The sequence below is a fragment of the Microbulbifer mixtoriginis (SeqCode) genome, assembly GCF_052467945.1.
This window is the reverse complement of the sequence record NZ_CP174328.1, coordinates 3246737-3265938: the sequence shown is the minus strand read 5'-3', so window position 1 is coordinate 3265938 and position 19202 is coordinate 3246737. Positions and strand designations below refer to the sequence as shown.

General features: G+C 46.1%; 15 protein-coding genes. 4 read left to right on the top strand and 11 right to left on the bottom strand.

What is annotated here, in order from left to right:
* Positions 1 to 1137: 1137 nt before the first annotated feature.
* The 8 genes from ACJJIJ_RS14300 to ACJJIJ_RS14265 all read right to left on the bottom strand — a co-directional run bounded on the left by ACJJIJ_RS14300 (position 1138) and on the right by ACJJIJ_RS14265 (position 9305).
* On the bottom strand, positions 1138 to 2157 hold the full coding sequence (locus ACJJIJ_RS14300; protein ID WP_252083228.1) for a hypothetical protein: 1020 nt from the start codon (positions 2155 to 2157) through the stop codon (positions 1138 to 1140).
* Between the two features lie 1347 nt (positions 2158 to 3504).
* Entirely contained in the window at positions 3505 to 3786 is a 282-nt protein-coding gene (locus tag ACJJIJ_RS14295; protein WP_444937696.1) for a hypothetical protein, read from the bottom strand.
* A gap of 479 nt (positions 3787 to 4265) precedes the next feature.
* Entirely contained in the window at positions 4266 to 5678 is a 1413-nt protein-coding gene (locus ACJJIJ_RS14290) for a beta strand repeat-containing protein (RefSeq protein WP_444937695.1), read from the bottom strand.
* A 692-nt stretch (positions 5679 to 6370) separates the two neighbouring features.
* Positions 6371 to 6922: a hypothetical protein gene (locus ACJJIJ_RS14285; protein WP_252083225.1), complete on the bottom strand. Its 552-nt coding sequence runs from the start codon at positions 6920 to 6922 to the stop codon at positions 6371 to 6373.
* Between the two features lie 42 nt (positions 6923 to 6964).
* Positions 6965 to 7837 carry a CsgG/HfaB family protein gene (locus ACJJIJ_RS14280; RefSeq protein ID WP_252083224.1) on the bottom strand — a complete coding sequence of 291 codons (873 nt, stop codon included), beginning with the start codon at positions 7835 to 7837 and terminating at the stop codon, positions 6965 to 6967.
* A 30-nt stretch (positions 7838 to 7867) separates the two neighbouring features.
* A complete protein-coding gene (locus ACJJIJ_RS14275) occupies positions 7868 to 8287 on the bottom strand; it encodes a curli assembly protein CsgF (protein WP_252083223.1) in 420 nt (139 codons plus the stop codon).
* Complete coding sequence (locus ACJJIJ_RS14270) at positions 8287 to 8715, bottom strand: CsgE family curli-type amyloid fiber assembly protein (RefSeq protein ID WP_444937694.1); 429 nt, start codon at positions 8713 to 8715, stop codon at positions 8287 to 8289. Before ACJJIJ_RS14270 ends, ACJJIJ_RS14275 begins: the two co-directional genes overlap by 1 nt.
* Entirely contained in the window at positions 8712 to 9305 is a 594-nt protein-coding gene (locus ACJJIJ_RS14265; RefSeq protein ID WP_444937693.1) for a helix-turn-helix transcriptional regulator, read from the bottom strand. Before ACJJIJ_RS14265 ends, ACJJIJ_RS14270 begins: the two co-directional genes overlap by 4 nt.
* An 840-nt stretch (positions 9306 to 10145) precedes the next feature.
* Here ACJJIJ_RS14265 and ACJJIJ_RS14260 point away from each other — a divergent pair.
* The 3 genes from ACJJIJ_RS14260 (at position 10146) to ACJJIJ_RS14250 (ending at position 13538) form a co-directional block, all read left to right on the top strand.
* The gene (locus tag ACJJIJ_RS14260; protein ID WP_444937692.1) at positions 10146 to 11588 is read left to right on the top strand and encodes a hypothetical protein; all 1443 of its coding nucleotides are present in this window, start codon (positions 10146 to 10148) and stop codon (positions 11586 to 11588) included.
* 184 nt (positions 11589 to 11772) lie between these two features.
* Positions 11773 to 12576: a glycerophosphodiester phosphodiesterase family protein gene (locus tag ACJJIJ_RS14255; protein WP_444937691.1), complete on the top strand. Its 804-nt coding sequence runs from the start codon at positions 11773 to 11775 to the stop codon at positions 12574 to 12576.
* Positions 12577 to 12626: 50 nt separating this feature from the next.
* The gene (locus tag ACJJIJ_RS14250) at positions 12627 to 13538 is read left to right on the top strand and encodes an MBL fold metallo-hydrolase (RefSeq protein WP_444937690.1); all 912 of its coding nucleotides are present in this window, start codon (positions 12627 to 12629) and stop codon (positions 13536 to 13538) included.
* A gap of 116 nt (positions 13539 to 13654) precedes the next feature.
* Here the strand turns inward: ACJJIJ_RS14250 and ACJJIJ_RS14245 are convergent, their stop codons facing one another.
* Both ACJJIJ_RS14245 and ACJJIJ_RS14240 read right to left on the bottom strand, forming a co-directional pair.
* Positions 13655 to 16765: an efflux RND transporter permease subunit gene (locus ACJJIJ_RS14245; RefSeq protein WP_444937689.1), complete on the bottom strand. Its 3111-nt coding sequence runs from the start codon at positions 16763 to 16765 to the stop codon at positions 13655 to 13657.
* Between the two features lie 111 nt (positions 16766 to 16876).
* The gene (locus ACJJIJ_RS14240) at positions 16877 to 17995 is read right to left on the bottom strand and encodes an efflux RND transporter periplasmic adaptor subunit (protein ID WP_444887125.1); all 1119 of its coding nucleotides are present in this window, start codon (positions 17993 to 17995) and stop codon (positions 16877 to 16879) included.
* A gap of 134 nt (positions 17996 to 18129) precedes the next feature.
* Here ACJJIJ_RS14240 and ACJJIJ_RS14235 point away from each other — a divergent pair, with 134 nt between their 5' ends.
* On the top strand, positions 18130 to 18762 hold the full coding sequence (locus ACJJIJ_RS14235) for a TetR/AcrR family transcriptional regulator (protein ID WP_444937688.1): 633 nt from the start codon (positions 18130 to 18132) through the stop codon (positions 18760 to 18762).
* Positions 18763 to 18766: 4 nt separating this feature from the next.
* Here ACJJIJ_RS14235 and ACJJIJ_RS14230 read toward each other — a convergent pair whose 3' ends face one another.
* The gene (locus ACJJIJ_RS14230) at positions 18767 to 19192 is read right to left on the bottom strand and encodes a GFA family protein (protein WP_444937687.1); all 426 of its coding nucleotides are present in this window, start codon (positions 19190 to 19192) and stop codon (positions 18767 to 18769) included.
* Between the last annotated feature and the right edge of the window lie 10 nt (positions 19193 to 19202).

The following is a 19202-nucleotide window of genomic DNA, read 5'->3' as shown; positions in this document are numbered from 1 at the left end:
TTTGGCTTGTGGCTATTTCATTCATGTTGTCTATTTGGCGAATCACGACAAAAGAATTGAGAGTATTATCCTGTAATGGCTCTACCTTATTCACATTGTCTGTCTATGAATGATAACGCTATTGTTACTGTTAATTATCTGTTGAGAAGAAGATTAATTAAAACCACCATTCTGAGCGAGAAAGATATTATTGGATGCCAGTAGGTCACTTTAAGCAAAGGCTATTAATACTCCAGCTTTAATCGAGACATATTTCTTGATGAATTACACCTTAGAGGCATCGAATCCAAGTTGTGGAGGGTGACTTGCAATATGATCATAAAAATACAGCGAAATTATTATCTTTATAGTGAAAAATAAGTTGTATTAGCTTTAGAGCAAGATTAATTTCTCAACTTCAAGTTATAACTGAAATTTCTTTATACTGTAAGTAGATTATCTTGCAGTCCCATAAAAAGGTCATATTCTATCTAAGATCGTTCGGCATACATTTTTAGAATGATCAATGAGGGATGTCAATCCAGGAGTTTTGTAATTTCTTTCTGAAAGACTTCTTCTCAGTTAAGCAGGGATCTTTGATCTAGCTTTCATCAAGCCTTTAGCCAAGCGCCTTGCTAAATATAAACTGGGATTGGGATACCACTAAAGTCATAATTAATCATGCTTATGAGGGGGCAGGGCAATTGGCGCTTAATCTGGGTATAATTTCGTTGGTTTCATTAAAGATTAGCGGGTTGACACAGCGGAAGTATGATTGAAGAGTATGCAAGATGCAGAATGCTGCGAAGCAATTATTTTATTGGCGGAAAGAATTTAAATATTTTTTTGCTCTGTAAATTTATATGTAACTGTTAGATTGGTTATTAAATTTTTTGTTGTGAACAGGTTGGCTGGTGTAATAAGGCTTAAATGAAAGCATAAATTTTTGCGTTAATAGTGAATATTTATGTTTGGCTTCTGACTTTATTTTATTGTAAGTTGTAATTAGTGATGTATAGTCTTTTATATGGAAGATTGCAGTTCTTAATGCTTGGTATTTGGCTTGCATAAAGGCTAGTATTTCACGTTATAAATTTTTAAGTAAATTAAAAGCTGGCCCAATATGGGCCAGCTTGTTTATGGCTTTAAAGAAGAATTCTAAGGGAAGATAAAGGAATTACCGTCACCAATTTGGTTTATTCCCATTACCAAGCCGCCGTTTTGCACTACAGAAATAAAGTTTGAGTTTCCGTTTTGTGTTGCAATGAATTCGTTAGAGTCTCCAGTCTGAGTGATATAGTATTGATTCATGTTGCCGCCAAACTGAGATATGCTGGACACATTCATGTCACCAGTTTGAACTGTTTGAGCAATATTGTTTTGGGTTAATTGCTCAGTAAAAGCGTAGTTGTCGTCGCCAGACTGAAAATGTACAGCTAGGTTAGACTCCCAGTATTGCTCGACATGGCTGTCGTTGCCATCACCCGACTGTGCAACATTTAGTTCATTATATTTACCGAACTGGTAAGAGAAGGAGTAATTTCCTGATCCACCTATCTGGGAAACGAATCCAGTTTGGGCATTGCCAACTTGAGTGGCATCAATAGTGTTAAAATGGCCACTCCCTTGTGTTGTTTGCATTTCATTGTTCCCTATGAAATGCCCTTCCTGGTTAACAGTAGTAACGTTTCCTGTTCCGTTAAACTGCCAAACTGTAGCAGTATTTGAGTTTTTAGTTTGGTTTACTGTGGCAAAGTTTGAGTTGACGGTTTGCTGATTGATCCATGCCATCTGGCCTCCCCATCCACTCTGCGAAATTGCTGCGGATGAGCCGTTTGCTGACCATTGATTCGTAGTGGCATCGTTACTGTCAGAAGTCTGGGTGATGAAGGCGAATGAACCTGAGGCGTCATCTTGTAAAGATACGGCACTATTTGAGTCACCGACTTGAGTGTGACTAATCAAGCTATTACTGGTGTTGTTCACCTGTTGAGGGACAGAGGAATTAAAGTCGCCATTCTGATTAATAAGAATAACGCTACCAGTAACAGTGGCATCTACAGCCGGAAGTGCGCTATTTCCATTACCCATTTGATTGACGATAACTGTCTGGGATAAGGCGCCACCGGCGGCAATTGCCAAGAAAATTCCTGTGGCAATTGGGGTGTACTTTTTCATTGGTTACTCCTTAGAGATATCAAGTTCTGCTAGAAAGCAATTTTTTACTAAAGAAAATATCAAAACAGCATCGAAAGCAAGTGAACATTGTTTTTCCTGGTGTAGGAGAAGTTCTTCAAGATATTCACCCCAAAAAATTAAAAGAGACGCCAGGCCTCCTTGGATCCTCCGGTGAAGCATTTCTACCTCTTAAATATGAATATCAGCTTGATGCTGAGTAGAGTTTTGTAGTGAATAAGAAAAACTGCTATAGGATAAAATTCTCTATAGATTGGGAAGAAAGTGTGTTTCTAATAGATAGGAGGGTTCAACTGCCATTATCGTAGGTCTATGGTCAGATTTTCTTGATTTTAAAAGTTATCTGTAATTTACCTGCATGACACATTTTAAATTATGATCTATGGGGAATGTAAGAAATTATTCTCAGTAAGTGTTTAAGCTTGGGTGGTTGCTCATTCTTTACATATTTAATTGTGAATCAGAATAAATTAAAGTGACAAAAAATAAGATCAGACTGCTGCTCTGTTTTGGTTGTAATTTAATTTTCCATTATGATTTATGATCTTGGGTGTTAGGTAATTATTTTGCTGCTATAGTTTTATAGCTCTGGTGTTGTCTGAAAAATCCAGAGATGGGCAGGAAAAAGTTTCTTTATCGAGAGTTGTATCGGAAGTATTTTTTTGTATATCCAGTAGGGAGATCTTGTTCTCTTGGTGGGTTGTATTTATTTTGAGCTTGCTTATCTTTTTAGTGATTAGCTGCCAGGTCTGTCTGTGAAAAATGAAATTATTTAGAGTTTGTGAGTGTTCCTTTATTCTTCTTGATTAGAATTTGGAAGGCCAGTCCAGTTAGAGGTGGCCCTGTTATGAGCGATTTAACCTACTTTATTGCCCTCCGATAGTTGTATTATTTCGCTAAAGTTAATTTAGCCTCCCACATGTGAAACTTTAGCATCATTATTTCTGCCTTTCTGGTGGAAGATAGATTTGTCGCCAGACGAAAATATCTGAGAGGCCGCAGTTAGATTAGAGCTGCCTCTTTGAATTGCTTCTATAGAGTTAGTTAAAGTTAACTGCTGACTGAAATGCGGCTATAACATTATTCCCAAAACCCAATCCTTCTTGGCTGATGGTAATAGAGTTTGCATTAAAACCTAATTGGTTAACCGTAGCTTGGTTGGGGCCACCTTTTTGGGGTGCTACTTTAGTACTTTTTGAAGCTCCAAATTGAAAAATAAATATATCTTGAGTTCCAAAACAACTTTGAGTAATTTCAGTGGATGAGTTAGCGCTTTATCGTTGTACGCTTTCAGGGTATTTGTTATCACCAGTCTGGGTAATAACAGAATCAAAAAAGGGAATTATGAATTGATCTATCAGTATTATTGTTGCCATGTTGTGTCTGTTTGATCGACAAGTTGTCCATACTTTTATCTTGTAAGGTATATGCGGAGTTATTGTCACCAATTTGAACTTGTCTAACATGGCCGTCTGCTTCTGGGGGATTTCTATCGATACCTGTTGACATATTTCCAGTACCCTTCTGGAAAAGGATGTAGGTGTCAGCTATGGCTCCACTGTTAGTTATGGCAATAATTACGCCAGCAGCGATTGAGATGTGCCTGTTCATCTGTTACTCCTTTGGGGAATCAGGTTTGGCTAAAAACGATTTGTCGGATGAGATTTTTAGGAGAAATTAAAATTATTGAGGATTAACTTTTTTCTTAAATGGAAAACTCCTGAGGCATTAAATTGAAGTGATTATTAGGGGGGAAGTTGTAAATTTCTTTGTTAGGGCATGGCGGCCTCGTGAATATCAACTTTGCCTTAGTTAAAGTTTTGTAGAAAAAAAAGAAGCTGCCATAGGTTGTAAGTATTGATAAGCTGAGAAGAAAGTATGTTATTTTCATCAGTAAATTAATAGGAGTCAGTTTATTTGGAGTTCCGTGCTTGTATTGCTACAATCGTTTTTTATCTTTTAAATATTCTTGTTAAGGCTGTTATCTTATAGATATTTAAGAATATTCTTTGTTACTTTTCTTTAATAAAAAAGGCGATCAAATAATGACCGCCAAATGATATTTTCTCTCTAAGGAACTACAGTAGTTACTACTGCAAAATGGTGCCGACGTTTCCTACTCCATTTTGAATAGCTAAAGCCATTTCATTAGAGCCAAATTGAGCTGTGGAGTGGAAGTTGGCGATACCAGTCTGCGTGGTTGACGCATGATGGCCGGAACCAAATTGTGCCTGCAGAGAGGCGTTCAATAAACCGTTTTGGTCAGTCAGTGAGGTATGACCAATGCCATCTTGAAGAACGGCGGAGCCATTCAAAATACCGGTTTGCACGGTTGATACTAAGTTGAGAGCGCCATCCTGAAAAACGGCGGAACCATTTAGTATGCCTGATTGCACAGTTGATACGGCGTTGAAAGCGCCATCCTGAAGAACAGCAGAGCCATTTAAAATACCGGTTTGTATAGTTGATACGGCGTTTAAAGCGCCATCTTGAAGAACAGCAGAGCCATTTAAAATGCCGGTTTGTATGGTTGATACGGCGTTGAAAGCGCCATCCTGAAGAACGGCGGAGCCATTTAGTATGCCTGTTTGCACGTTTGACACCAAATTGAAAGCACCATCCTGAAGAACGGCAGCGCCATTAAGCAAGCCTAATTGCGTATTTGCTACACCATTGAAGGTGCCATCCTGAAAAACAGCGGAACCATTTAGTGTACCTACTTGTGTAGTCAATACACCATTGTGAGAGCCACTCTGAGCAACTGCCGTACCATTTAGGGTGCCGAATTGTGATGTGAATATAGAATTATTATCACCACCTTGGAGATGCAAAGCACCATTTAAAGTGCCTACTTGCGTAGATGTTGAGTTATTTGATGAACCGGTTTGGGTATGGGTGGCAATGTTCACGGTGCCAACTTGATTCGCAACAGCAGTATTGTGATCCCCGAGAAATTGGGTCATTGTTGCAATATTTGCCGTGCCAAACTGGTTTGCTGTAGCGCTATTTCCAACACTCAGAAATTGAGTGACTGTGGCAAAATTCGCCTCACCTACTTGGTTAATTGCTGCTTTATCACCAGCTGAAGCGGTTTGCGATATAAAGCCAAAGTTTGCTTCCCCAGCTTGATTAATAGATGCTTCTGACATAAATGCTGGGGCGGCTTGTGAAGTAATACCGACGTTTCCACTACCTTGCTGAACAACTGAGGCCTTATTTAGAAGCCCGCCGGTTTGAGTGGATGATGCACTGTTGCCAGTTCCAGTTTGATTGTGGTGGATATTATTACTTTGGCTACCACCAGTCTGCGTTGCATCAGAGTCGTTAAAGAATCCGTTTTGAGTTTGATTTACATAATTGTTATCGTTGCCCGGTCCTATTTGCGTTGATGTGGCGCTATTGCCAATACCAGTTTGAGATTGATGGGTGATATTACCTGATGCTAAAACAGCACCACTGGCGCTGAGTAGAATAGCGGCTGCGATGGGGGTTAACGCCTTCATGCGATACTCCTTTACTCTTGACGTTTTGATCCAGCACACACAGTACTGGAATTACTGACATCTTCCAGATGTCATGGATTCACAATACAGGTTTCCTAAACTCCTGGAATAGCTGCATCGTAGAATTCTGGCTGAAACAATAAATCAGAAATTAGTACTTCAATTTACTAATTTACTAGGTTTGCTTAACAGATTTTCTGTCACTGTGGAGGTGTGTTGTCTCCCAGATACTGCATTGGGGACCACTCTTGAGAGAGGGCCAGTTTGGTTTTGAGAAATTGATCTCTAAACAACCTAAAGTCTGCATGACAAAATGTCCAAGAGGTGTAAAACAACATTTGATCAGATATGTATTGAGTTTTGTCTGTAAAGCGAAGGTACGCTATAGGACATAAGTCACTAATAGATAGGAATATAGTTCTTTTGTTGTGGCTTGATTTTTAATGTGTGATTTGGCTCTCAAAAAACATCAGTTTTCATAAAGGGATTTTCTGCTCAAATGGCCACTACTTATGTTTTTACGCAGCTAGATTACTCTGGATCACAAGGTTGAAGAATTTAATAAGAAAAATAGGTTGTTATTCTTTAGCATTACTTTTGTTGTTAAGATGTTTTTATGGGAATCTGTCAGGCTGCTAATTCTGACAGATATTTGAGATGTTAGGTTTAAGGGGGCTCAGAGTTGCGTAATTTCAGTCAAATTGGCGGATAGAGGTAGTGGTCGCGGTGCCTATTACAGTTACAGAAGTATGTAGGCCATGGCCACTTTGATAGATATTAACTTTGTGTAGCATGCCAATTTCTTCCACTTGAGCACTGTTTTGTGTGCCGAATTGGGATATACCTGCGGAGTTAGCTGTACCATATTGCTCTATATTAATCAGATTTTCATAGCCCACCTGGATTAATCCGCTCAGGTTTTGTTCACCTATTTGACGTGAAAGTACAATATTATTCTCTCCTGCCTGTGTTACCGAAAGACTGTTTCTATTACCATCTTGGTGAGCAGAAGTATAATTGGTTCGGCCCGATTGCCGTACGTTAACATTGTTCACGCCACCTTCTTGGTTGATTACTGTGAGATTGGAGACTGATAGAAGGTTAGCTGTGCTCAATTCGCTGCTTAAGGCGAGTTCACTGCTGGCATCCAAATCAGACGCTGTACAACTTTTTGTATATCCCCCGGTACACAATCCGATAACTATTGGAAGGAATAAGAGGTGATTTTTCTGACTGCCAAACATAATTTACTCTACTTCGTTGTACTGCCTGATCCCAGTTCACCGTCACATAATAACGGTGCTGTCGTTTAAATAGTATTGCAGTATGGGATTGTTAATTTCATCGGGATTCGCTAAGGCCCAAGAATTATGCACAATCCCCTCACTGATCAAGTGAATCACCGCAGATTCCATAGCTGAAAGCATAGCAAGTTGTGCTGGTTCGTTATATGTTACCCCGGCTTCCAACTCTAGTAAGCGTCGGAATTTAACATAACGAAATACATCGGCACTGATTGCTTTGGAGTAAACAGTTTTTGATGTCAATACAGAGTGCAATATTCTGCCCGAGCGTATATCGATTGCTCTTAGATTGACCGTCACCTGATCGACGCGGTATTGCTCATTGGCACCGATGCCAAAGTACCTTGCTCCGGCACCACCGGTTTGAATGTTTTGATCGTAGGCGACAATTCCGCCTTCAAGCAGTACGTTAGCTGCAATTAGAGTTGGTAGAGGAATATTATTATTGGCTGGAGCATCGGGTTTACTGAGCCCGGCACGTATAATTTTTCGCTCGGTTAAAAGGTTTTGTAAGCCTTCACGCTCCAATGCGATAAACCAACCGGATTCATTGAGTACATCGGTCAACATAGCGGCTCCACCCTGAGTAACCGCAGTGGAGAAGCTGCTGTTTGGTGCTGGCTTGTATTGTCCGGTTTGATCACGGAAACTATATACAGCAGCCAATATCTTTCCTTTAGGTTCAGGAAGATTCACCAAATCCCGATAGGTATTCATTCGTGGAGTTAGCATGGCATCAGTCCGCCCAGGGCCAAATAGGGCATCACCAAGGCTTTTAAATGCTGAGCATCCGCTTAGTGTGAGAGTAAACGCCAGTGCGGGCAAGGCTAAGGCTTTTGTTATTGCATTGCGCATTGCCAGTTTTCCTTCAGTGTTGATTCTTATCTAATTTGTGGGATTGAGACCACTGACAACGATCTCACTTTTGTCCCCAGTACTTCTGTCGGTGATTAGTACCGTAAGAACGCCATCGTTATCGACGATCTGTACGATAAAATCGTCGGTAATTAACTCACCACTATTGCCGTCGCCGACATCCGTTAGCAGTTGATTGAGTAGTCTTGTTTCCAATGAGTCAGTAAAGCGATCCAGGGCACTTGGTTGTTCGTAGAGACTGTCATGCTTGTCGGGGTCTTCGTGGCTATCCTGAGATTGCGCGCTTTGCAGCAAGTAGGTTCCATTAAGAGGATTGCCGCCAAAATTCGGGTTTACTGGCTCATAAATTAATTCAGTCGCGATCACAGAGCCACACGAGAATAGGGTGGCTACCAGGCTAGCTGGATAAATAAGGTAATCTTTGTTCATTAGAATTCGTCCTTTCCCAAATCAAAATTATCTATTAGGGCACTGCTCACCCGATCTTTTAAGACCGTTTGATGAATGTATTGGGCTGCTTCATCTGCAAGGCGATGAATATTGTTGGTACTTGGGCTGATAAATCGTCGAAATACAATTTTGTCGTTGTAGGTAACCCATATTAAGTTTCCCCAACGAGCTGAGGGTCGCTCGTAAACCGTTAAATTGTAAGTGGCATCTGGATAATTCAGATTTCTATATTCACTAAGGTATCTGGCAAAGTCGTGGCCTGTTCGGGTAATTGTTCTGTCGATATTAAACCCGCTGATTTCATCCTCAAGTCTTCCTGAGTCAGTGTCTGCAGGAGGAACTCTGGTGTCATCCTGAGCAAAGCCTACAGTTGTGAGAAGAATGAAAATCAGCGGGGTTAATCTCATATTCTCTCTTCCTGGAGATTGAGTTTTGCCCAGTTGCTAGCTTGTAAGCGATTCTTCACGCCGATTTTCCGAAAAATGTTATACATGTGATTTTTAACGGTGTGTTCGCTCAGGTGTAGTTTCGTAGCGATGACGCTATTGGGTTCTCCCGTTGTTAGTTGCCCTAGGATTTCCTGTTCTCTACGAGTGAGAGGAAGGGGGGATTGCGAATTATCAGCGTGACTGCTTTCACAGCTGTGAATGGCTGTACTGAGTCTTTGAATAAGTTTTTCCTGGCTAATGTTATTGTCACACAACAAATAAAAACCACTTTGCCGCAGTTTTTCTGAGATGTGGGTTGGTAAGTCGGCAGGAAAGTTAATAAGAATTGCTTTTGAGTGTCTGATTTTCTTTAAGTCAGAAAGAAAATCCTTAGAGTAGCTGTTGATGCCAATCTGCCAGCAATCAATGATTATCGCCTCGTAGTGTTGTAGACAGTGCCTTTGTTTTCCTATACAGGCTTTCTCCCATGGCATGGGAATAGACTGAGAAAATAGTGAAAATAAAAGATCGCCCTGAAGGCCGGAATTGCTAAAAAAAAGAACCGGCATATACCTCGTACCTCTCCTTGAAACAAATGGATAGCTCTCAACTCGAAGAGCGAAATCCGTTGTCGACTCCTGTCGTTTAAGTTTCCTGGTTGATCTTTGAAGACCTCAAAAAAATATTGCTGTTAACGCTAAGTACCTCTTTGTTTAGGGAAAATAACTCATTTGCTGAGAATTTAGTTTGGAGTGTAGTCGTGGGTGTGAGGTGTTCTGGAAAATATGATGCCTGTTTTTATTTCACGGTAAGGGAGCAGTGAATGATGTCGTCAGTAATTTTTATTGGTTGAATTTTATGTGATTGATTAAGTTTTGCTTTTTGTTTTTGAGTTTGTCTCTATTTTGAATGGGAAAGTTGGCTGGGGGTTGTTGGTTAGGAATAGTCAGTTGGGTGCTAGCGTTGATTTCTAAGATTCTTTCTTTCTAAGGCTTGCTTGTGAATATATGGCAAATTTAACTCTGAAGTTAAAATATACGTATGAGGGTAGTTACTTATTGATTGTTTTTTAAGTGACCTGTGGAATATGTCACTGATGTAGTCTTTAGATGAGGTTGGGGGTTTTTGAGGGCGGGAAAGTGCTGGTATGAGCTCTGGATTATGGTGTTTCCAGGAGGGATATTGTGAGTAGTGATGCTGGGATGACTGTGGTCCAATTTTTACCATTAGGAAGCAATAAATAGATAGTGAATCATGCCTGCTAGCAAGTGACGCAATATAGCAACACAAAGTGTGATATTTTGGGCGATTGTCAAAGTTTCAGCTGTTAGGATGTGATATCGCTCGGTTCCACAGGGAAAAGTAACGTCATGAGTCACCTATTTGAGACACTACCATCCTGGCTATGGGTGAGTTTGGCAGTTATTACATTTTTCTTAGCTAGAGGGCCTATTCATAGAAGTATTTATTCCCTGGCAAGACTATTTCATCGCTCATTATTGTTTTCTGCACACGCTGTTGAGCTTGCGGGGCAGGGCCTCCGTGAACGCAATCGAGAGGTACTGCTGGCTAGAGGTCGTGAGGTAACAGAGTGGCAAATTGAAAGGGAGTTTGAGCGAATAGAAAGTAGTTTAAAGCGGGATATGGCACAATATCCTACGTTGCATCGTCATTTGTGTGAGCAGATGACAACCATAGATGATGATTATGTGCGTAGCGCAGAGGTTCCTCCAGAGCCATCAAGCTGGGCCCGGGCAATCCGCTCTGTGGCGGAAATTCCTACTCCAGACGATACAGTTGTGGCAGATGTGTTGGAGACTATTAATCACTCTATGCGCAAGGCTGAAAATAAAGCTCTGGAGTCTTATCGGGAGTCTATAAGGGAGCGTCATCAGCTACTAAAGCGCATGATGCCTGGTTGGCGTTCCATATTGAAAACTCTGGGAAGAATGAATAAGAGTGTGGAATCTGTAATTTACCGTAGCAAAGTATTGGATGAGCATATGACACGCTACGAGGAGGTATTACAGGAGAGTGATCGCAGTTTACGTCTTCTATCCACCTCTTTTTTTAGTCGTTTTTTTATCTCTTTACTGGTATTGCTGTTGATAATGGCAGGGGTTTGGTTGAATCACCAATTAATTGCCAGGCCTGTGGCGGAAATCATTGGAAGTAACAGCTTTCTGGGGGGATATGGGACAGCGGATGTTGCAGCTTTGATTTTAATCTTCGTACAAATTGTCACTGGTATTGTGGTTATGGAGTGTTTGCGGATTACGCGATTATTTCCTTCGATCTCCGCATTAACTGATTCAGTACGGAAGCGTTTGCTGTGGATTGGGGTACTTCTACTCTTGTGTTTGGCCTCTATTGAGGCGGGGCTATCACTCTCAAGGGAGTTACTATTGCAACAGGATCAGTTGCTTACGGGGTTATCTGAAACGAGCGGTTCTGCTGTTACTGAGGTAAACGCTTACTGGACTCTCGGGCTTATACAAATGATGTTGGGTTTTACGCTCCCTTTGGTCCTGGCCTTTATCGCAATACCCTTGGAGCAATTTGTATCATCTGCCCGCACGGTGTTTGGTAGTGTCTTAGTATTTTTCTTGAATGTGTTATCAGTGGGCTTACGTCTTCTGGCGGTTATTGCAATAAATTGTGGCACACTCCTTAATCGTATCTATGACCTAATAATATTTCTGCCTCTTTGGTTGCAGCATACTTATTGGCAGTTTCGTAAAGCTTCAGAATTAGATGTTGCGTCGGATAAGTCGAAATCACCAGTAAGCCAATCCAAGTCAGAAATAAATATTGAGAAAGAAGTGTCTACAGGAGGAGCCACTAGTGTCTGACTGCTGTTTAATTAATGATTGCTGCCCAGATAAATCAATTTAGCGTCTTTTTATTGATCTTAGGTTTTTGAAATAGATGTCAATGTTACTTATTTTTTTCTTTCTTTTGCTTGTGTTGTTCTTATATGCCCGCTCTGGCATTGCGCCAAAATCAGCATTAAAGCTACCCTCATGCAAAGGGCCTATGGTTATCGCACATGGCAATGATTGTGGCAATGGGCTTTTCCCGGGGAATACTCAGGAATTTCTGCAAAATATGGTGATGCAGGGGGTGGATGCTATTGAAATAGATGTTTGGCTTAGTGCTGACGGGCATTTGGTTTTACGCCATGATCCTGATCTGGAAGATTCAACCAATGGGAGTGGGTTCATAGAGGACTTTACCCTGGCTCAACTGCGTAACTTAAATGCAGCTTACCACTGGAGTCGTGATCAAGAATCTTACCCCTATCGACATAAATCTTTGAAAATAATTACTCTGGAAGAGACTTTACAGATAGTGGGTCAGACGCCACTAATATTGGATATAAAAAGTAAACAGTTACGGGCCGCACGACAGTTGAGCGCTTTGCTCGAGCGTACTGGCAAGAACAATCAGGTTATCGTCTCCTCATTTAATCACAAGGTTCTACTGGAATTTCGACGATTGAGCCCGGAGACGGCGACGGGTTCTACAAGCTGGGAGGCGACCCTTCTATTTTTTGCCCAGTTACTGCGCGCGGAAAGCCTGCTAGCCCCCCGTTATCAAACTATGCAATTGCCCATGCAATTTTGGGGGCTCAATGTGGTTTCCAGGGGCACTATGCGTGCGGCGCGTAAGCTTAACCTGCACGTCTCTGTGTGGACTGTAAATGGGCGGGCCGATCTACAGCGCTATATCGATATGGGAGTGAATGGTATTGTTACCGACCGCCCGGATATATTGATGAGTATGTTGCCCAGTCGGGAGCCGAAGGTAGAACCAAAGCTACTTGAACGGGCTTCCTAAATTGAGCAACATCGCAAAAACAATATGACAATAACAACAGAGAAATGTTTATGAAGCAGATTGCAGGTATTGGGGTGCTGTTAGCGTCTCTAATCATTACCCCGGTATTGGCGGAAGACCGCTTTGCCAAAGTAGAAATTAGTAGTGAGGCGGTGGCAGGAAATGTTTATATGCTCCAGGGGGCTGGCGGCAATATCGCAGTACTGGTCGGAGAGGACGGCACCTTTATGGTGGATGACCAATATGCGCCACTCACCGCAAAAATACAGAAAGCGGTGACGGGTTTGGCAGATCAGCCGCTGCGCTTTGTGATCAATACCCATTGGCATGGCGATCATACTGGCGGCAATGAAAATCTGGGTAAAAGCGGTGCCCTGATCGTTGCCCATGAGAATGTGCGTAAACGTGTGAGTACCGAACAGTTTATAGAGGCTTTTAAGCGTAAGGTAGAGCCCTCACCGCTGGCAGCACTGCCGGTAATCACTTTTACCGATGCCACTACTTTTCACTGGAATGGTGATGAGGTGAAGGTGCAGCATGTTGGCCCAGCCCATACCGATGGTGACTCTATTGTGCATTTCGCCAAAGCCGATGTGATTCATATGGGTGACATCTATTTTAATGGCACTTATCCATTTATCGATCTTTCATCTGGCGGTTCGGTGGATGGCATGATTGAAGCAATGGACACCGCATTGGCGCTTTCTGGCGAAAACACCAAAATCATTCCAGGACATGGCCCTCTGAGTAGTCCTGCGGAGTTAAAAGTGCAACGGGATATGTTGCAGACCCTGAGGGATCGTATCCAGAAGCTGGTCGATAATGGCCAAAGCCGTGACCAAGTCATTGCTGCCAAACCCACCAAAGATTTTGACGAACAGTATGGACAGGGTTTTATGACACCAGATATATGGACTGGTATTGTGTATGACTCCCTGGCTGCAAAATCCAAGAAGTCTTGACCCTTTATTGATGGTGACACTTAAAAGTTGCTGAAATAAAAAGGCCCGGATATTTCTATCCAGGCCTTTTTATTTAGGGGCTTTCTTGAGCCAGTCTATTAAAGCATCTGTAGTTATCAGGATGCTTGGGGTTCAGCACCACTTAACTCCGTTGGCGTTTCTACTGCTATCTCTGTTTTCTCCTCTCGCACTCGGAACCAAGCTGCATACAGGGCTGGCAGGAAGATCAGGGTCAAGCCAGTAGCAACGATCAGTCCCCCCATAATGGCGACAGCCATGGGGCCGAAGAAGTCACTGCGCGACAGTGGAATCATCGCCAATACCGCAGTCAGAGCGGTTAAAACTATCGGGCGGAAACGCCGCACAGTGGACTCAATAATTGCCTCCCAGGTACTCAAGCCCTGGCTGATATCCTGCTGTATTTGATCCACCAGAATGACGGAGTTGCGCATAATCATACCGGCCAGGGCAATGGTGCCGAGCATGGCGACAAAACCGAAGGGTTTGCCGAACAGCAGCAGGAACAAGGTAACTCCAATCAGTCCCAAAGGCGCGGTGAGGAAGACCATGGTGGACAAGGACATACTGCGCAGCTGCAGCATCAGCAAGGTGAATACAACCAACACAAACAGCGGCATACCGGCATTCACTGATTTTTGTCCACGCTCGGATTCCTCCACACTGCCACCAACTTCCAGCAGGTAGCCCGGTGGCAGTTGCTCTCGAATGTTCTGCAGGCGCGGCCAGACTTCATTCACCACGGTTGCGGGCAGTTCTTCACCATAAATATCGGCACGTACTGTGACGGTGGGCAGGCGATCGCGGTGCCAGATAATCCCTTCCTCGAAGCCGTACTCCAGGGTGGCAATCTGGTTCAGGGGGACACTGCGACTGCTGTCGGTTTGCACCGCCAGGTTACCCAGTTGGCTGAGGGCGTAGCGTTCTTGCTCGTCGCCGCGCACACGCACGTCAATCAGCTCATTGTCTTCGCGGTATTGGCTAACGGTAATACCGGTGAGTGAGCTTTGCAGGGCGCGGGAGAGCGAGGCACTGTTCACGCCCATAGCGCGGGCGCGGTCCTGATCGATATTCAGGTTGACGGTTTTACTGGGTTCCTCCCAGTCCAGGTGGACGTTGGTGACCTTGGCATTTTCCCGCACGCGCTCGGCAACCTGGCGGGCCAGGCTGCGCACTTCACCAATATGCTCACCAGAGACGCGGAACTGCACTGGATAGCCAACCGGTGGGCCATTTTCCAGGCGGGATACCCGGCTGCGCAGAGTGGGGAATTCCTCCTCCATGGTTTCGATCAGCCAGCTGCGTACCTGCTCGCGCTCCTCTACGTTACGTGTCATCACTACAAACTGGGCAAAGCTGGCCGCGGGTAACTGCTGGTCTAATGGCAGATAGAAACGCGGTGAGCCGGTGCCCACATACACCACATAGTTTTCCACCAGGTCGTTTTTATCCAGCAGGGTTTCCAGTCGCTTGGCCTGGTACTCGGTGGACTTCAGCGAGGCGCCTTCGGCCAGCTTGAGATCGACTAACAGTTCCAAGCGCCCGGAAGAGGGGAAGAACTGCTGGGGCACCAGGCGGAAAAGTGCCAGGGAACCAATAAAGATCGCCAGGGTTGCCACTATGACAGTTTTGCGGTGGCGCAGGCACCAGGTAATCAGGCGGCGGAAGCGCTGGTAAAAGGGCTTCTGGTAGGGGTCCTGAACCTCGCCACTGTGATTGTGGCGAGCCAGATTGGGCAAAAGGTAATGGCCCAGGTAGGGCACGAATATGACTGCGGCAATCCAGGAGACAACCAGGGAAAGCGTGACCACCTGGAAGATTGAGCGGGTGTATTCCCCGGTGCCGGATTCCGCCGTGGCGATGGGTAGGAAACCGGCGGCGGTGATTAAGGTACCGGTGAGCATGGGGAAGGCGGTACTGGTCCAGGCGAAGCCGGCGGCTTTCAGGCGACTGAGCCCCTGCTCCATTTTAATGGCCATCATTTCCACGGCGATAATGGCATCGTCCACCATCAGGCCAAGGGCGAGTACCAGGGCGCCCAGAGAAATCTTGTGCAGGCCGATATTGAAGTAATTCATCAGTGCGAAAGTCATGGCCAGCACCAATGGTATCGATAGCGCCACGATCAAGCCGGGGCGGCTGCCGAGAGAGAAAAAACTCACCAGCAGGACAATGCCCAGCGCCTCCGCCAATACTTGTAGGAATTCCCCCACACCGCGTTTCACCGCCGCGGGTTGGTCGGACACCTTGCGTAACTGCATACCGATCGGCAGATCTTCCTGCAACTCGGCAAAGGTGGCGTCCAGCTGTTTGCCCAGCTTGAGGATATCACCGCCTTCTTTCATGGAAACGGCCAGGCCGATGGCGTCTTCGCCCATAAAGCGCATGCGAGGTTGTGCAGGATCGCTGAAACCGCGGTGTACTTCGGCAATATCACCCAGCCTCTGGGTGCGTCCGCCGGCAGTGATGGGGAAGCGGCGAATTTCATCGACCGAGTGAAATTGACCGCTCACGCGAATTCGCACGCGGTCGCTCACCGTATCTACAAAGCCCGCATCGGCAACCTGATTTTGCGACTGCAGTGCGCTTTGCACTGCACTGAGGGGAATCCCCAGAGAGGCGAGCTTGGTATTGGAAATTTCCACCCAGATTTTTTCATCTTGCAGCCCCAGTAATTCCACCTTGCCCACATTCTTGACCCGCTGCAGTGCCAACTGCAGGCGCTCGGCATAGTCTTTCATTAGGGCGTAATCGAAACCGCTGCCGGTTAGCGCATAAATATTGCCGAAAGTAGTGCCGAATTCGTCATTAAAAAACGGGCCCTGGATATCCGGTGGTAGGGTGTGGCGGATATCCCTGACCTTTTTGCGTACCTGATACCAGAGATCGGGGATGTAGCGCGAGTGCATATCGTCGCGGGCGACAAACAACACCTGGGATTGGCCGGGACGGGAGAAAGAGGAGATACGCTGGTAGTCACCAGTCTCCAGCAGTTTTTTCTCCACCCGCTCGGTAATTTGACGGGACACCTCCTCGGCACTGGCGCCGGGCCAAAGGGTATTGATCACCATTACCTTGAAAGTGAAGGGAGGGTCTTCGCTTTGCCCAAGTTGTGTGTAGGAGGCAGCGCCCAGCAATCCCAGCACGATCATGGCGTAGAGTACCAGCGGGCGGTTTTTCAGCGCCCATTCGGAAAGGTTAAAGCCCATGGTTATTTCTCTGTATGGAAGCATGGATTGATCGAACTAACAGTGCTTCGGCAATTTCATCGGAGCGCGTTTTAGCGTTCAGTCCAGTTGTTATTTTGGGGTGGTGTTTAGTTAGTCCTGCTGGGCAAGCGCGCGGTCCGGATCGATTGGGCGATTCATACGGTCCACGGGACGAATCTGTTGTCCCTCCAATAACAGGTGCGTACCAGCGGCAACGATCCAATCATCGGCGCGCAGGCCAGAGAAAATCGGTACAAATTCTTGGCCGAAGGCACCTACGGTGACTTCGGTTTTATGCAGGGTTTGTTGTTCGCGGTTCAGTACCCAGACAAAGGCTTTGCCGTTATCGGCGCTCACTGCCGACATGGGTACTTGTAAAACATCGGTGGCCACTGCTTTGGGAACGAATACTCGGGCGCTCTGACCTATTTCAATGCCGGTGGTTTTATTGGTAAAGGCCACGCGTGCTTCAAAGGTGCGGGATACCGGATCTGCGGCGGGGGAGAGTTCCCTCACCTGGGCGGGGAAGGATTTACCGGGCTGCGACCAGAGCTCTACGGTCAAAGGTTGGCCGACACGGAAATGGCTAATTGCCTGCTCCGGTAAATCGATGCGCACTTCGCGTTCGCCGTCGGCGGCAAGTTCGAAAATCCCCTGACCAGCGGCGACAACCTGGCCAGCCTCGGCCATGCGGCGGGCGATAACACCGCTCTCTGGAGCTTTCAGTTCCGCATAGGCGGCCTGATTACGCGCTACGTCTAATTGCGCCTTGGCTTGTTGCAGGCGCGCATCGCTGGCTTCGAAACGGGTCTCCACCGCATCGAACTGTGACTGGCTGACCAGCTGGCGCTCCAATAGTTTGCGGTGGCGCCCCAGCTCGCTGCTGGCCAGGCGCTGGTCTGCCACGGCGGAGGTGAGGCGTGCGCGTGCGGAATCCAGTTGTAGGAGCAAGTCTTCGGTATCCAGTTCGGCCAGCGGTTGGCCCTGCTCAACACGGTCGCCTACATTAACCAGGCGCCGCTGTAATTTGCCACTGATGCGAAAGGCCAAAGCGGGTTCGAAGCGGGCTCGCACCTCGCCGGGATAAAAATCCTGTTGGGCACTGGCCACTTGTGGCTGGACCATCACCGCTGGGCGGGGTTTTTCTAATTGTTCGGTGGACTCTGATGGCGCGCAGGCGGACAACAGCAGGCTGAACGACAGGGCAGCGAAGAGTAGCGATCGGTACATAGGGGCTCCCTTCCTCGGCGGCGAGGCGACAAGGTAAGTCCGGAAGTGGACGAGTCATGGCCGGGCGGCCGGTAATGTTATACTAGCGAGTATAGTAAATTTATTAAACTGGCGAGTCCAGTATATGGAGTGCTATGTCTGAACAGACTCAGACGGCCGCCCAGCGCGGGCGTCCCAAGGATCTGGCCAAACGCCAGGCCATTCTCGATGCAGCCAAAGAGCTGTTTCTGACCAAAGGCTTTGCCGCTACCAGTGTGGATGCGGTGGCCTCTGCTGCGGGCGTATCGAAACTGACGGTGTACAGCCATTTCTCCGATAAAGAGACGCTGTTCAGTGCTGCGATTACCTCCCGCTGCGAGATGATGATGCCCCTGCCCATTTTCGATCTGAAAGAGGGGGATTCGGTGGCAGAGGTACTGGAGCGTATTGGTCAGGCTTTTCTAAGCATGGTGGATAGCGAGGATAGTATCCGCCTGTTACGGCTTTTATGTGCTCTGGCGGCGCAGGAATCAAAACTTGCTCAGTTGTTTTTCGATGCGGGCCCCCAGCGCATCCTTCGAGATATTGAGCAGTTGCTGCGCCGCGCTACCGAGATGGGCAAGCTGCAGGTGGCAGACCCGGCCGAGGCCGCCGAGGACTTTATGGGCATACTGCTGGGTTGCCGGCACATGCGGGTATTGATCGGTTGTTGTGAGGTACAGGCCGAGGGTGAGCGGCGCGAGCGGGTGCGCAAGGCAGTGGCGCTTTTTATGCGGGGTTACCGCTGACAAGCTACTGGTTGGGGTTTTCCGGCATCGCTGGGCAACGGTTGATATCGCCGCTTATTTCCAGCCAGCCCGGCTTGTTTTGGTAGTAGACGTAACGCTCTGGTCGGATAAATACTGGGTTGTCGAAGGCGCCCCCAGCTAGGCCGCGAAACTCTGGGAGAAATTCCAGTGTCCAGCTGAGGGCGCTGCCGCATTGCCCACAAAATTGGCACTCTATCCAACGGCCTGCATCGGACATTAACCGGTGACTTTTCAGCCCGCCTCTAATGAACTCTACATTGTTTTTTTCGAAATACACCGATACGCCTATTAAGCTACCGGTACGTTTCCGACACCAGCTACAGGAACAGAGGCTCACTCGGCGCGGCTGGCCAGTGGCGCGAAATCGTACAACACTACAGGCACAGCCACCTTCGTGAAATTCCTCCATCCCTAAACTC

Excerpts from the sequence above, each read along its gene's own strand:
- ACJJIJ_RS14275 (WP_252083223.1), bottom strand. The coding sequence starts at position 8,287 with ATGAACAAAGATTACCTTATTTATCCAGCTAGCCTGGTAGCCACCCTA.
- ACJJIJ_RS14230 (WP_444937687.1), bottom strand. The coding sequence starts at position 19,192 with ATGGAGGAATTTCACGAAGGTGGCTGTGCCTGTAGTGTTGTACGATTT.
- ACJJIJ_RS14285 (WP_252083225.1), bottom strand. The coding sequence starts at position 6,922 with ATGTTTGGCAGTCAGAAAAATCACCTCTTATTCCTTCCAATAGTTATC.
- ACJJIJ_RS14240 (WP_444887125.1), bottom strand. The coding sequence starts at position 17,995 with ATGTACCGATCGCTACTCTTCGCTGCCCTGTCGTTCAGCCTGCTGTTG.
- ACJJIJ_RS14280 (WP_252083224.1), bottom strand. The coding sequence starts at position 7,837 with ATGCGCAATGCAATAACAAAAGCCTTAGCCTTGCCCGCACTGGCGTTT.
- ACJJIJ_RS14235 (WP_444937688.1), top strand. The coding sequence starts at position 18,130 with ATGTCTGAACAGACTCAGACGGCCGCCCAGCGCGGGCGTCCCAAGGAT.
- ACJJIJ_RS14255 (WP_444937691.1), top strand. The coding sequence starts at position 11,773 with ATGGTTATCGCACATGGCAATGATTGTGGCAATGGGCTTTTCCCGGGG.
- ACJJIJ_RS14250 (WP_444937690.1), top strand. The coding sequence starts at position 12,627 with ATGAAGCAGATTGCAGGTATTGGGGTGCTGTTAGCGTCTCTAATCATT.
- ACJJIJ_RS14290 (WP_444937695.1), bottom strand. The coding sequence starts at position 5,678 with ATGAAGGCGTTAACCCCCATCGCAGCCGCTATTCTACTCAGCGCCAGT.
- ACJJIJ_RS14265 (WP_444937693.1), bottom strand. The coding sequence starts at position 9,305 with ATGCCGGTTCTTTTTTTTAGCAATTCCGGCCTTCAGGGCGATCTTTTA.
- ACJJIJ_RS14295 (WP_444937696.1), bottom strand. The coding sequence starts at position 3,786 with ATGAACAGGCACATCTCAATCGCTGCTGGCGTAATTATTGCCATAACT.
- ACJJIJ_RS14270 (WP_444937694.1), bottom strand. The coding sequence starts at position 8,715 with ATGAGATTAACCCCGCTGATTTTCATTCTTCTCACAACTGTAGGCTTT.
- ACJJIJ_RS14300 (WP_252083228.1), bottom strand. The coding sequence starts at position 2,157 with ATGAAAAAGTACACCCCAATTGCCACAGGAATTTTCTTGGCAATTGCC.
- ACJJIJ_RS14245 (WP_444937689.1), bottom strand. The coding sequence starts at position 16,765 with ATGGGCTTTAACCTTTCCGAATGGGCGCTGAAAAACCGCCCGCTGGTA.